This is a genomic window from Helicobacter pylori (genome assembly GCF_011175115.1).
GTDB classification, from domain to species: Bacteria; Campylobacterota; Campylobacteria; order Campylobacterales; family Helicobacteraceae; genus Helicobacter; species Helicobacter pylori_DF.
Genome location: NZ_SHOW01000001.1, coordinates 300,354 through 314,022 on the forward strand (window position 1 = coordinate 300,354; position 13,669 = coordinate 314,022).

The following is a 13,669-nucleotide window of genomic DNA, read 5'->3' on the forward strand; positions in this document are numbered from 1 at the left end:
ACCCTTAAAACATTTTTTTAACGCTTAAAGAACGCTTTAATCTCTTCGGCTTTGTTGGTTTTTTCCCAAGTAAATTCCTCTAATTCTCGCCCAAAATGCCCATAAGCTGAAGTGAGCGAATAAATGGGTCTTAATAAATCCAAGCTTTCAATAATGCCTTTTGGCGTGAGTTTGAAAACCGATTTCACGCATTTTTCTAGCTCCGTGCTTGAATACTTGCTCGTGTTATGCGTGTTCACATAAACAGACACCGGCTCTATCACCCCAATCGCATAAGCAAGCTGCACGGTCGCTTTATCGCAAACCCCACTCGCTACCAAATTCTTAGCCACATAGCGGGCCGCATAAGCCGCGCTCCTATCCACTTTACTAGGGTCTTTCCCGCTAAACGCTCCCCCGCCATGCGGGCAACTCCCCCCATAAGTGTCCACGATGATTTTTCTGCCTGTTAAACCCGCATCGCCTTGCGGCCCACCGATAACGAATTTTCCTGTAGGATTGACAAAAAACTTGATATTGTCATGCAAATATTCTTTGGGTAAAACCTTATACACGATCTCTTCAATCACCGCTTCTTTTAAATGTTTTTGCGAAACTTCTGGGGAATGTTGGGTGGAAATGACAATCGTATCAATGCTTACAGGCTTGTTGTTTTCATAACACACGCTCACTTGAGACTTGCCATCAGGCCTTAAAAAAGGCAAGGTGTTGTCTTTTCTTTTTTGAGCCAGAGCGAAAGTGAGCTGGTGCGCTAAATGAATGGGTAAGGGCATGAGCGTTTCAGTCTCCTTGCACGCATAACCAAACATAAGCCCTTGATCCCCTGCCCCAATCTCGCCATCTTCTCTATCCACGCCTTGATTAATATCAGGGCTTTGCTCGCCAATGCCATTTAAAACCGCCGCACTTCTGTAATCAAAGCCATAAAGAGCGTCTGTATAACCAATCTTTTTAACCACTTCTCTTGCAATCTCTTGCATAGGGGCATAAACAGAAGTTTTTAACTCGCCAGTGATCATGCAAAAACCATTAGAAACTAAAGTCTCGCATGCGACTTTGGCTTTTTGATCGCGCTCAATAATGTAATCTAAAACCGCATCGCTGATTTGATCAGCCATTTTATCAGGATGCCCCTCGGTTACTGATTCAGAAGTGAAAAGAAAACTATCTTTCATTGATTGTCCTTATTAAAATAATCATTCGTATTCAAAATGGGCTTATTATAGCTTATTTCATTCTTTAAGACTTAAAAAACCCTTTAGCTTTTTGCAACAAACTCGTTTTTTGCTGTTTTCTGAAATTCGTTCGTAAATGAGCCAGGAAATGGTGCCATTCATGGATTTCCATAGCAGGGATCGCTCCGGCAAAATTAGTGTTAGGGGGCAAGTCTTTACCCACCGCGCTTTTACCCCCAATTTGAGTGAATTCGCCCACATGCAAATGCCCCCCAATGCCCACTTGCCCGCCAAAAACCACATTACGGCCGGTGGTTGTAGAGCCGCTCAAACCCACTTGAGAAACAACGATGCTGTGCTCGCCTAAAACGCAATTATGCCCGATTTGAACCAGGTTATCAATCTTAACGCCCTCTTTAATCAAAGTCTCACCAAACACCGCCCTATCAATCGCCGTGTTAGCTCCAATTTCTACATTTTTTTGAATCCTAACAATCCCCACATGCTCAATTTTGACATGCTCTCCTAAAGCGGTGTGCGCATAACCAAAGCCATCGCCTCCAATCACACTGCCTGCATGGATAGTAACATTGTCTTCTAAAATCGTGTTTTGATACAAAATCACACGAGGATACAAAACACAATTTTTACCGATTTTGACTCCATCAGCGATCACCACGCCCGGATAAATCAAAGAGTTTTCGCCAATTTCTACGCCCTCTCCAATCATCACATTAGGCATGATCGTTACTTTTTCAAAATGTTTAGGCTCATTCACGCTTTGTGGGTTTTTAAAAAAAGGGATTTTAAAGGCATGCGAAGCTTTGGCAAAGGCTAAATGCGGGTTATCTACGATTAAAGCTTGCATGTGTTTTGGCACTTTAGAAGATTCTTTTTTACGGATAAACACCGCCCCGGCTTTTGAATCTTTTAAAAGTTTAAGGTAACGTGCTTGGTCAATATAGCTAATATCATTAGGCGTGGCCTTATCCAATTCCGCTAAAGCATGCACTTCAAAATCGTTTGAAAATTCCGTTTCAATAGAATAGGTGCTCAACAATTCGCTTAATTTCATCAATACCCCTTATGGTTCTTTATGCAAATCCCACAATAGCGTAGCTTTATTATCTTTTTCTTCCACAGCCCCCATGCCCATGACATGATAGCCAGCATCCACAAAATGCACTTCCCCACTCACCCCACTAGACAAGCTAGAGAGCAAATACATCCCAGCATTACCCACTTCTTCTAAACTCACATTTTTTCTTAAAGGGGCGTTGATTTCATTCCATTTTAAAATCATCCTAAAATCAGCGATCCCACTAGAAGCGAGCGTCCTAATAGGCCCGGCCGATAGGGCATTCACCCTTATGTTATGCTTGCCTAAATCCACCGCTAAATAACGCACCGCACTCTCTAGGGCCGCTTTAGCCAACCCCATCACATTGTAATGCGCCATGTATTTGGTGCTACCCAAATAGCTTAGAGTCAAAACAGACGCTCCGTTATTCAATAAAGGTTTTAGAGTGTTTGTCAGCTCTATTAAAGAATAAACAGAAATTTCCATAGCGGTATTAAACGCGCTTTTAGAAGTTTCTAATAAGCTCCCCTCTAAAGCCTCTTTAGGGGCAAAGGCCACGCTATGAACGATAAAATCCAATGAGCCTAAATCTTGCTTAATATTATTGTATAGCGACTTGAAATGCTCTTCTTTGCTCACATCCAATTCATACACATAGGGGCTATTCAATTCCTGCGCGATAGGCCTCACGCGCTTTTCTAAGCTCTCATTCAAATAAGTGAAAGCCAAAGTAGCCCCTTGATTGAAGCAAGATTGAGCGATCCCATAAGCGATGGATTTATTGTTTGCCACCCCTACAATAAGCCCTTTTTTACCTTTTAAAAATCCCATGATTTTCCTTTATAAAAATGAAATGATTGTTTTAAAATTTTCTAATTCCAAAGACGCACTCCCAATCAATAAGCCATCCACGCTATCAATCCCTAAAATTTCTTTAGCGTTTTGCGCATTCACGCTCCCCCCATACAATAAAGGCGTTTTTTGATTTAAGATTTGTTTTAAAAAACCATGCGTGAGGTAAATATCTTCTAAAGACGCGCTTTTTTTGGTGCCAATCGCCCAAATAGGCTCATACGCCACCACTAAATTAGGATAATTAAGATCAATATTTTCTAATTGCTCATTTAAAAATTCCTTTACAGCCTTAAAACCCTTTTCTCTGGTCGTTAATTCTTCGCCGATGCAATAGACAATTTTAAAATTTTTACTTTTAAAAAAATCAAACTTTTCTTTCAAAAAGCTAGGGCTTTCCTTTAAAAGCGCTCGCCTCTCGCTATGCCCTATTAAAAGCGTGTGGATTTTCAATTCTTCTAAATGCTTGGAAGTGATTTCACCGGTAAAAGCCCCACAATCCTTAGGGTAAGCGTTTTGCGCTCCTAAAGTGAAATGCAAAAACGAATTAGGCAATAACCCCAAAAAATCAGGGAACACAAACACCCTATCAAAATGCTGCGGCTTTAAAGTTTTTTCTAATTCTTTTAAATACGCATGGCTTTTAAAAATAGGCATAGCGGATTTAAAATTAGCCATGGCAATTTTTGTCATTGAATGATCCTTATTTTATTAGGTGGTAACTATCCCTTATTATACCTATATAGCGTTTAAAAAATGTAAATTTTAAACAATAGCCCCCTTGAATTGAATTTTTTTCCCAATTTAAGATCAGCTTATTAAGAAAAATTATTTCAAATGTAGTAAAATTAGGGCAGTGTTTTTGCGTCAAGCGATTCAGGTTAAATTTGAGTTTTTAGGAGCAGTTTTTATGCAACAAGAAGAGATTATAGAGGGTTATTATGGCGCTAGTAAAGGGCTTAAAAAGAGCGGTATTTACGCTAAGCTGGATTTTTTACAGAGTGCTACAGGCTTGATTTTAGCGCTCTTTATGATAGCGCACATGTTTTTGGTCTCTAGTATCTTGATTAGCGATGAAGCCATGTATAAAGTGGCGAAATTTTTTGAAGGGAGCCTGTTTTTGAAAGCGGGCGAGCCGGCTATTGTGAGCGTGGTTGCAGCAGGAGTTATTCTTATTTTAGTCGCGCATGCTTTTTTAGCCTTGAGAAAATTCCCTATCAATTATCGGCAATACAAGGTTTTTAAAACCCATAAGCATTTGATGAAGCATGGCGATACGAGTTTGTGGTTTATTCAAGCTTTAACTGGGTTTGCGATGTTTTTCTTAGCGAGTATCCACCTGTTTGTCATGCTCACAGAGCCTGAAAGCATTGGGCCTCATGGCTCAAGCTATCGTTTTGTAACGCAAAACTTTTGGCTTTTGTATATTTTCTTATTGTTTGCCGTAGAATTGCATGGCTCTATCGGGTTGTATCGCTTAGCGATTAAATGGGGGTGGTTTAAGAACGTGAGCATTCAAGGCTTGAGGAAAGTCAAATGGGCGATGAGCGTGTTTTTCATTGTTTTAGGGCTTTGCACCTATGGGGCTTACATTAAAAAAGGTTTAGAAAATAAGGACAATGGCATTAAAACCATGCAAGAAGCCATAGAAGCTGATGGGAAATTCCACAAAGAATAAGGGTAGAAAATGAAAATAACATATTGTGATGCGCTAATTATTGGAGGCGGATTGGCCGGGTTAAGGGCTAGTATCGCATGCAAACAAAAGGGTTTAAACACCATCGTTTTAAGCCTAGTGCCCGTCAGGCGTTCGCACTCGGCGGCCGCTCAAGGGGGCATGCAAGCGAGCCTTGCGAACGCTAAAAAAAGCGAGGGCGATAATGAAGATTTGCACTTTTTAGACACGGTTAAGGGGAGCGATTGGGGGTGTGATCAACAAGTGGCCAGAATGTTTGTAACCACTGCTCCTAAAGCCATTAGGGAATTGGCCAGTTGGGGGGTGCCTTGGACTAGGATTAAAAAGGGCGATAGGCCTGCGGTCGTCAATGGTGAGCATGTAACTATCACTGAAAGAGATGACAGGCATGGTTATATTCTAAGCCGTGATTTTGGCGGCACTAAAAAATGGCGCACATGTTTTACAGCTGATGCTACAGGGCATACCATGCTTTATGCGGTCGCTAATGAAGCCTTACACCACAAAGTGGATATTCAAGACAGAAAAGACATGCTCGCTTTCATCCATCATGATAATAAATGTTACGGGGCGGTGGTAAGGGATTTGATCACAGGCGAAATTTCAGCGTATGTTTCTAAAGGCACGCTTTTAGCTACCGGAGGTTATGGGCGCGTGTATAAACACACCACTAACGCCGTGATTTGCGATGGAGCCGGGGCGGCGAGCGCTTTAGAAACCGGCGTGGCTAAATTAGGGAATATGGAAGCGGTGCAATTCCACCCTACCGCTTTAGTGCCTAGCGGGATTTTAATGACTGAAGGTTGTAGGGGCGATGGAGGGGTTTTAAGAGACAAGTTTGGCAGACGCTTCATGCCCGCTTATGAGCCGGAGAAAAAAGAGCTTGCGAGTAGGGATGTGGTCTCAAGGCGGATTTTAGAGCATATCCAAAAAGGCTATGGAGCCAAATCGCCTTATGGGGATCATGTGTGGCTGGATATTGCTATTTTAGGGCGTAACCATGTGGAAAAAAACTTGAGAGATGTGCGCGATATTGCCATGACTTTTGCGGGCATTGATCCGGCGGATAGCGAGGAGCAAACCAAAGACAACATGCAAGGAGCGCCCGCTAATGAGCCTGAATACGGGCAAGCGATGGCTAAGCAAAAAGGCTGGATCCCCATAAAGCCCATGCAACACTATTCTATGGGTGGGGTTAGGACAAACCCTAAAGGCGAAACCCATTTAAAAGGCTTGTTTTGCGCCGGTGAAGCGGCATGCTGGGATTTGCATGGGTTTAACCGCTTAGGGGGTAATTCCGTGAGCGAAGCGGTTGTCGCTGGCATGATCATAGGGGATTATTTCGCCTCACATTGTTTGGAAGCGCAAATTGAAATCAACACGCAAAAAGTTGAAGCCTTCATTAAAGAAAGCCAGGATTATATGCATTTCTTGTTGCATAATGAAGGCAAGGAAGACGTGTATGAGATTAGAGAGCGCATGAAAGAAGTCATGGATGAAAAAGTGGGCGTTTTTAGGGAAGGCAAAAAATTAGAAGAAGCCCTTAAAGAATTGCAAGAACTTTATGCGCGCTCCAAAAACATTTGCGTGAAAAACAAGGTTTTACACAATAACCCCGAATTAGAAGACGCTTACCGCACCAAAAAAATGCTCAAACTCGCGCTTTGCATCACTCAAGGGGCGTTACTGCGCACTGAAAGCAGAGGGGCTCACACTAGGATTGACTACCCTAAAAGAGACGATGAAAAATGGCTTAATCGGACTTTAGCGAGCTGGCCTAGCGCTGAGCAAGACATGCCCACGATTGAATACGAAGAATTAGATGTGATGAAAATGGAAATCAGCCCTGATTTTAGGGGCTATGGCAAAAAGGGCAATTTCATTCCCCACCCCAAAAAAGAAGAGCGCGACGCTGAGATTTTGAAAACGATTTTAGAATTAGAAAAGCTCGGGAAAGATAGGGTAGAAGTCCAACACGCGCTCATGCCTTTTGAATTGCAAGAAAAATACAAGGCTAGGAACATGCGTTTAGAAGATGAAGAAGTGAGAGCTAGGGGGGAACATTTGTATTCTTTCAATGTCCATGATTTATTGGACAAACACAACGCTAACCTAAAAGGAGAACACCATGAGTGATAATGAACGAACGATTGTAATTAGAGTGCTAAAATTTGACCCTCAAAGCGCGGTGAGTAAGCCGCATTTTAGAGAGTATCAATTGAAAGAAACGCCATCCATGACGCTCTTTATCGCTTTAAACCTCATCAGAGAGCATCAAGATCCGGATTTGAGCTTTGATTTTGTGTGCCGCGCTGGGATTTGCGGCTCTTGCGCGATGATGGTTAATGGGAGACCGAGATTGGCTTGTAAAACCCTAACTTCTAGCTTTGAAAGCGGCGTGATCACGCTTATGCCCATGCCCAGTTTTACGCTCATTAAAGATTTGAGTGTGAATACGGGCGATTGGTTTGGCGATATGACTAAAAGGGTGGAAAGTTGGGCGCATTCTAAAGAAGAAGTGGATATTACTAAGCCGGAAAAAAGGATTGAGCCTGATGAAGCCCAGGAAGTCTTTGAGCTAGACAGGTGTATTGAATGCGGGTGCTGTATCGCTTCTTGCGGGACTAAACTCATGCGCCCTAATTTCATTGGAGCTGCTGGCATGAACAGAGCCATGCGTTTCATGATTGACAGCCACGATGAAAGAAGCGATGACGATTTTTATGAGTTAGTCGGCGATGATGATGGCGTTTTTGGGTGCATGAGCTTGATCGCTTGCCATGACACTTGCCCTAAAGAATTACCCTTGCAAAGCAGTATCGCCACTTTGCGTAACCGAATGTTGAAAGTGGGTAAAAGCCGCTAATTTCTTTTTAGTGGGTCGTTTTTGAAAATCTTTTTAGTTATTCTAAGCGTCTTTTTTTTTAATGGGTGTTTTGGGCTAGTCTATAAGACTCCCATTTCAAGCCCCCCTATCTCTTATGACCCCTACACTACCACCATTGGGAGCTTGTATGCTAAAAATTTGAAAGAAAACCCCAACCATAGTGTGGCCATTCTTTTAGAAGATGGCTTTGACGCCTTGTTGCACAGAGTGGGTCTTATTAGAATGAGCCAAAAAAGCATTGACATGCAAACTTATATCTATAAAAACGACCTTTCTTCTCAAGTGATCGCTAAAGAACTTTTAAACGCGGCCAATCGTGGGGTAAAAGTGCGCATCCTTTTAGATGACAACGGGTTAGATTCAGATTTTTCAGACATCATGCTTTTAAATTTCCATAAAAACATTGAAGTAAAAATTTTTAACCCCTACTATATCCGCAATAAAGGCTTGCGTTATTTTGAAATGCTTGCGGATTATGAACGCATTAAAAAACGCATGCACAACAAGCTTTTCATCGTGGATAATTTCGCTGTCATTATAGGGGGGCGCAACATTGGGGACAATTATTTTGATAACGATTTAGACACGAATTTTTTAGATTTAGACGCTTTGTTTTTTGGGGGGGTTGCTTCAAAGGCCAAAGAAAGCTTTGAACGCTATTGGAGGTTCCACCGCTCTATCCCTGTTTCATTACTAAGAACCCACAAAAGACTCAAAAACAACGCTAAAGAAATCGCCAAACTCCATGAAAAAATCCCTATCAGCGCTGAAGACAAAAACCAGTTTGAAAAAAAAGTCAATGATTTTATAGATCGTTTCCAAAAATACCAATACCCCATTTATTATGGGAATGCCATTTTTTTAGCCGATTCACCCAAAAAAATTGACACGCCCTTGTATTCGCCTATCAAAATCGCTTTTGAGAAAGCCCTTAAAAACGCTAAGGACTCCGTTTTTATCGCTTCATCGTATTTTATTCCAGGCAAAAAGATGATGAAAATCTTTAAAAATCAAATTTCTAAGGGGATTGAATTGAATATTCTTACCAATTCCCTTTCATCTACTGATGCGATAGTGGTCTATGGAGCGTGGGAAAGGTATCGCAACCAATTAGTGCGAATGGGCGCGAATGTCTATGAAATACGAAACGATTTTTTCAACCGCCAGATTAAAGGGCGCTTTAGCACCAAACATTCCTTACACGGCAAAACGATTGTTTTTGATGACAATTTAACGCTTCTAGGGAGCTTTAACATTGACCCACGCTCTGCCTACATCAACACTGAAAGCGCGGTCTTGTTTGACAACCCGTCTTTTGCCAAAAGGGTGCGTTTGTCGCTTAAAGATCATGCCCAGCAATCATGGCATTTAGTCTTGTATCGGCATAGAGTGATTTGGGAAGCTACAGAAGAAGGCATCTTAATCCATGAAAAAAACTCACCTGATACCTCTTTCTTTTTACGTTTGATTAAAGAATGGTCTAAAGTCCTTCCTGAAAGAGAACTTTAAAACTTTTAATGCCCTTTGTTTTGCGAAAAAGCGATGTTATTGGTAACAGCGGCTAACAGCGCTGAACACACAAACACCAAATGGATCACCACTTGCCAAAAAATGGGGTTATGCGATAGGGGCGTGTCTTTAGGAATACTGGATAGAACATCTTCTAAACTCATGTAGCGTTTGAGCAAAAAAATCGCCGAAATGGCTACAATGGAAAGGGAAACCTTTAACTTTAAGGCGTTAAAATCCGTGTGTTTTAGCCAAGTGATTTCGCTAGCATCCACCTTGTCTAATTTAGAAACAAAGCTTTCATAACTGGCGAGCAGCACCATTAAAACAAGTCCGGCCATGAACAACAAATCCACCAAGCCTAAGGCCGATAAGACTAAATCCGTTTCACTAATGGTGTCTAAATGGCTGAGCATGTGCCACAATTCTTTCATGAACACATAGCCTAAAACCACCAACACTAACGACATGGCAATACACAAAGGGGCTAGCAACCAACGAGTGGCAAACAACACTCTTTCAATCAACTTTTCTAGCATGTTCAAACTCTTTTAATTATGGCTTTTTGAAGCCTTGATTATAGCTAATAAAACGCCCCGAGTGGCTAACAGAACGCCTTGATGGAGTGAAACCTCAGATCGTTCTTATGGTATTTATGGTATAAATTTGACTGCTGCATGCAACAAAGGAGAAGTGAATGAAAACCACTATAAAAGAGATCTTTCAAGAGGAAGGATACAGCATCCCTAACTATCAGAGGGATTACGCCTGGAAGGACAAGAATTTTAGGGATCTGTAAGAAGATCTAGAAGAAGCGATAGGATACAACAAAAAGGGTTATGGGCATTTTATAGGCACCATGGTTGTCACTAAGAATGAAAACAACAAAAAATTGTATGACATCATTGACGGCCAGCAACGAACGACCACCATATTCATGCTCTTGCATGTCTTGGCAAGCAAACAAAACGAGAAAGACAAGCAAGAAACAAGAAAATATCTATACCAAAAGGGGGAATTAAAATTAAAAGTCGCCCCTCAAAACCAAAGCTTCTTCAAAACGCTCTTGGAAGCGACAGAAAAGGAGAATATCAGCCATTGCGAAAAAGATGCAGACACCGAGGGCAAGCAAAATCTTTTCGAAGTTTTGAAGGCCATCTTGGACAAAATCAGCAAATTGAGTAAAGAAGAAGTGAATGAGCGTTTGGAGGTGCTGTTGGAAATGGTTTTGATGCGGCTTGAAGAGCCCGATCCTGGAAGGGCCATCAGAACCTTTCAAAGCGTGAATGACAGAGGCGTGCCTCTCCTCTTGCTAGACAAACTAAAATCCCTTCTCATCTATTACTCCAACACTTTTTGCAATGGAAAAAACGGGCTAGACCAATTCATCAACGATCATTTTGGGGAGATCTTTAAGATCTTTGCCAAGATCAAAAAGAGCGACCATATCTCCAGCGTTGGAGGCTTTGATGAAGGCGACATCTTCCGCTACCACGCAGGGAGCCAAAGATTTGATGGAATCGAGTTTTTAGGGCACTACAAAGCAAGCACGGACAAAACCTACGAGAAACTCAAAGATGAACTAAAAAAAATCAAAAGCGCCAAAAGCACATTGGAAAGTTTCATCCGATCCTATGTCAGCGATTTGAAAAATTTCTATCAGGCTTTCCTTGATCTATTGAGCGAGATTGACACTAACCCAACCACCCTTAAGGTCATGCTCATCAACAAAATCAACCCGCGTTTTTTCAATTCGCTCATCCGCCTAAAAATCAATAACGAACTAGACGATGAAACGCTGAGACTCTTTGCCAAAACCGATATTGTGTTTTTCAAAGCTACTAGAAATTTAAACTCAAAGGCCTACAACCTGATTAATGCGTATCTTAAAAAGGGCAAAGAGGGATTGAAGAGCGAGATGATTGCTCAATGCAGAAATGATATAAAGGATATAGAGCTGGCTTCTTTGAAGCTTGTAAACAACGAGTCCAACTCATCATGCTTCCACTATGTCTTCTTTGAAAAAAACTGCCAGGAGATGGGTCTTGCCGATCTCAAAAAATTGATCCCTGGGAAGCAATTCTCCCAAGAAAAAGAGCACATCATCCCCATCAATTTATTAGAATTGGATAATGAAATTGAGATCCAAAAACTTGGTTTTGAAGACAAGAAAGATCTTGAAAACTACATTGACACATACGGCAACCTCATCTCCTTAGAAAGTTCGCTCAATCGTAAGGCAAGCGATAAGGATCTGTATGAAAAAGATGAAATCTACAAAAGTAGTGAGATCCCTTTCAACAGACGCTTTAATGTAAAAGGTTTCAACAAAAAGGTTTTGATAGAAAGGAATAAAGAAATGGAAAAATGGCTGATCAACACCTTCTTTAAGGATTTCGCCGCCCACTAAAGAGCGTGAGATTAAAAGAGAGTGATCGCACTCACTCTCTTGCTTCTAGCCCCACAACCACACCCATAAAGCTAGTTCCAAAACGCTCTCTTCTTTGGAGGGTTAGAGGGGGATTAAACAACAAACAATAACTTCATAAAATTTAAACGCTCCGTAGTTTTCAAACAACAAACAAATTCTTTAACGAATGAATGCTCTTTAAGGCTGAATTCAAACGCAAGAATTATCTGAATTTCTCAAAGACCAAATAGGTATGAGGTGCTACTATTTATTGGAAAAATTGGGTTCAAAAAGAAACTCAAGAAGTAGTAAAAAAATAAAAGAAGTAATCAATAAATAAAAAAATTATCATAAGTAGAGTATATACTCTACTTATGTGTTTAGACTTCATCGTTATTTCTTATTTATTGTATTTTGTGAATAACAATATTGTGAAATAATCAATACTGTCACCACAATAAAATTAAACACCCACATATAACAGCAAGTAAGTAAATTACTTTTTCATCATTAGACATATGGTTAATATCATTAATATAATAAATTGATCAAAAAAATCTGCTTATCTTGATTCTCTGTTAAAATTATCCGAGCCGATGGAGTAAAGCTACCCCATCGTTTTAGCGCTTGGGCGATCTGCTAAAAACACCCAAGAAAAAATAAGAATTTTTTAGCCCAAACCCCTACCGTGCTTCTATGACAACCGGTTTAGTCATCTTTTTACTGACTTCATCAGCATGCATTAAGGCTTCTTGCTTGCTCTTATACGGGCCTATGAGATAGCGTTTAGTAGCCCCCCTATCTTCAATCTTATGGGGGAATTGGTTAAACGCTTGCAAAAAGGCTTTATTGGGCGTGTGCGCAAAAACCCCCACTTGCAAATAATGCCCTTTAGTAAGAGTGGTTTTAGAATTGGCTTTTTTAGGGACTTCTTTATGAGCTTCTTTTTTAGCTTTTGGCTCTTTAACCGCATGCTTAGCTTTATCTTTATGAGCTTCCTTATCTTTAGGGGTTACTTTGGGCTTTTTATGGGGGGTTTCTTTTTTAGCCATAGCTTGAGATTCTTTTTGAGCGCTAGTGTGTTCAACAGCTTTTAATTCTTTTTGAGATTCTTGTTTTTCTTCTGTTGTTTTCATCTCCGTTTGAGTCTGATCGGTTTGAACGGGCATGTTAAACGCATCATTTTCTTGCTTTTTAACATTATCCACCACTTTGTCTAACTTGTCTTCTTGTTTGGGAGAATCCATATTCAAGCTTTCAAACTCATCGTCTTTTTTCTCGTCTTTAGTGTTGCCTATTTTTTGCATGCCACTATCGGTTTGTAAAAAAGTCTCTTTAGGAGCGACTCTCGTGCTTTTCCAAAACACCATTAAAAGCACCGCTAAAATGATAATGGCTATAGCCACGATCAAAAACACCTTTTTAGTGCCGCTCCCATTATTCTCTTCTTCTAAAATCACTTCATTCAGTCTTTCTTTTTCTGACATCAAAAATCCTTTCAAAAATGGTTATAAATGCTTCGCCCAAGAGCTCCCACGCTCTTTTGCAAACACCTCATAAGGTAAAGCTAAAATATTAAATTCCTTAGGCCATTCATTGCTAGGGAAGACCTTCCATTCTTTAGGCAACCCTTGCGCTAATTTCATGGACAAAGTTTTAATCAGCCTTTCACCTTCGCCTAATTCCGTATGCCCCTTATGCACATACAAATGCAAATGCCCTGGCGTTTTGGTGTTATAAGCGGTAAAATTCATAAAACCCTCTTCACGAAGTAATAACTGTGCCTTATGATAAAAACGCTCTGGGTTCCTCCCGTTATAATCAAACACGATGTTTTCCACCTTATCGTTACGCAAGATGAGGTTGTGTGCGATTTCTATTTCTTTTTTCAAATGCTTTTGAATGAGCGAGCTTGTGAGCATGGCATTCACTCTTTGGAATTTATTATAATAGCAACGCCCCGCATAATCCATTCTCTCCCCCAAGCCTGGTTTTTTTTCAAAATAATGGCTTGTGTCTATCTTAATGAGCTTTAATTCCATTTCTGTCATCTTGACTC

12 protein-coding genes are annotated in these 13,669 nt (G+C 40.8%); 5 read left to right on the plus strand and 7 right to left on the minus strand.

Annotated elements, in window-relative coordinates; genetic code table 11:
- Positions 1 to 17: 17 nt before the first annotated feature.
- The 4 genes from metK to EXS92_RS01445 all read right to left on the minus strand — a co-directional run bounded on the left by metK (position 18) and on the right by EXS92_RS01445 (position 3,801).
- Positions 18 to 1,175, minus strand: coding sequence for a methionine adenosyltransferase (gene metK / locus EXS92_RS01430; protein WP_165515319.1), 1,158 nt, complete (start codon positions 1,173 to 1,175; stop codon positions 18 to 20).
- A 64-nt stretch (positions 1,176 to 1,239) separates the two neighbouring features.
- On the minus strand, positions 1,240 to 2,250 hold the full coding sequence (gene lpxD / locus EXS92_RS01435) for a UDP-3-O-(3-hydroxymyristoyl)glucosamine N-acyltransferase (protein WP_165515320.1): 1,011 nt from the start codon (positions 2,248 to 2,250) through the stop codon (positions 1,240 to 1,242).
- A gap of 9 nt (positions 2,251 to 2,259) precedes the next feature.
- Positions 2,260 to 3,087 (minus strand): enoyl-ACP reductase FabI, encoded by an 828-nt coding sequence (gene fabI / locus EXS92_RS01440; protein WP_077655386.1) that lies wholly within the window; start codon positions 3,085 to 3,087, stop codon positions 2,260 to 2,262.
- A gap of 9 nt (positions 3,088 to 3,096) precedes the next feature.
- On the minus strand, positions 3,097 to 3,801 hold the full coding sequence (locus tag EXS92_RS01445; protein WP_165515321.1) for a triose-phosphate isomerase: 705 nt from the start codon (positions 3,799 to 3,801) through the stop codon (positions 3,097 to 3,099).
- 217 nt (positions 3,802 to 4,018) lie between these two features.
- On the opposite strand from EXS92_RS01445, the gene EXS92_RS01450 reads away from it, so the two are divergent.
- From EXS92_RS01450 to clsC, 4 genes are read left to right on the plus strand one after another with little or no spacing between them, the layout of a single operon-like run.
- Positions 4,019 to 4,786 carry a fumarate reductase cytochrome b subunit gene (locus tag EXS92_RS01450; protein ID WP_001183642.1) on the plus strand — a complete coding sequence of 256 codons (768 nt, stop codon included), beginning with the start codon at positions 4,019 to 4,021 and terminating at the stop codon, positions 4,784 to 4,786.
- Between the two features lie 9 nt (positions 4,787 to 4,795).
- Entirely contained in the window at positions 4,796 to 6,940 is a 2,145-nt protein-coding gene (locus EXS92_RS01455; protein WP_165515322.1) for a fumarate reductase flavoprotein subunit, read from the plus strand.
- The gene (locus tag EXS92_RS01460; RefSeq protein WP_165515323.1) at positions 6,933 to 7,670 is read left to right on the plus strand and encodes a fumarate reductase iron-sulfur subunit; all 738 of its coding nucleotides are present in this window, start codon (positions 6,933 to 6,935) and stop codon (positions 7,668 to 7,670) included. The genes EXS92_RS01455 and EXS92_RS01460 overlap by 8 nt, the downstream gene beginning before the upstream one ends.
- Positions 7,671 to 7,691: 21 nt before the next feature.
- The gene (gene clsC / locus EXS92_RS01465) at positions 7,692 to 9,200 is read left to right on the plus strand and encodes a cardiolipin synthase ClsC (protein WP_165515324.1); all 1,509 of its coding nucleotides are present in this window, start codon (positions 7,692 to 7,694) and stop codon (positions 9,198 to 9,200) included.
- 5 nt (positions 9,201 to 9,205) lie between these two features.
- On the opposite strand, the gene EXS92_RS01470 is transcribed toward clsC, so the two are convergent.
- Positions 9,206 to 9,739 carry a TIGR00645 family protein gene (locus EXS92_RS01470; protein ID WP_000890445.1) on the minus strand — a complete coding sequence of 178 codons (534 nt, stop codon included), beginning with the start codon at positions 9,737 to 9,739 and terminating at the stop codon, positions 9,206 to 9,208.
- A gap of 278 nt (positions 9,740 to 10,017) precedes the next feature.
- Here EXS92_RS01470 and EXS92_RS01475 point away from each other — a divergent pair, with 278 nt between their 5' ends.
- Positions 10,018 to 11,610 carry a DUF262 domain-containing protein gene (locus EXS92_RS01475; protein WP_341848044.1) on the plus strand — a complete coding sequence of 531 codons (1,593 nt, stop codon included), beginning with the start codon at positions 10,018 to 10,020 and terminating at the stop codon, positions 11,608 to 11,610.
- A 683-nt stretch (positions 11,611 to 12,293) separates the two neighbouring features.
- Here EXS92_RS01475 and EXS92_RS01480 read toward each other — a convergent pair.
- Together EXS92_RS01480 and EXS92_RS01485 are read right to left on the minus strand one after the other, a co-directional pair.
- The gene (locus EXS92_RS01480) at positions 12,294 to 13,097 is read right to left on the minus strand and encodes an SPOR domain-containing protein (RefSeq protein WP_165515325.1); all 804 of its coding nucleotides are present in this window, start codon (positions 13,095 to 13,097) and stop codon (positions 12,294 to 12,296) included.
- Between the two features lie 21 nt (positions 13,098 to 13,118).
- Entirely contained in the window at positions 13,119 to 13,661 is a 543-nt protein-coding gene (locus EXS92_RS01485) for a DUF1882 domain-containing protein (RefSeq protein WP_156557230.1), read from the minus strand.
- Positions 13,662 to 13,669 lie beyond the last annotated feature (8 nt).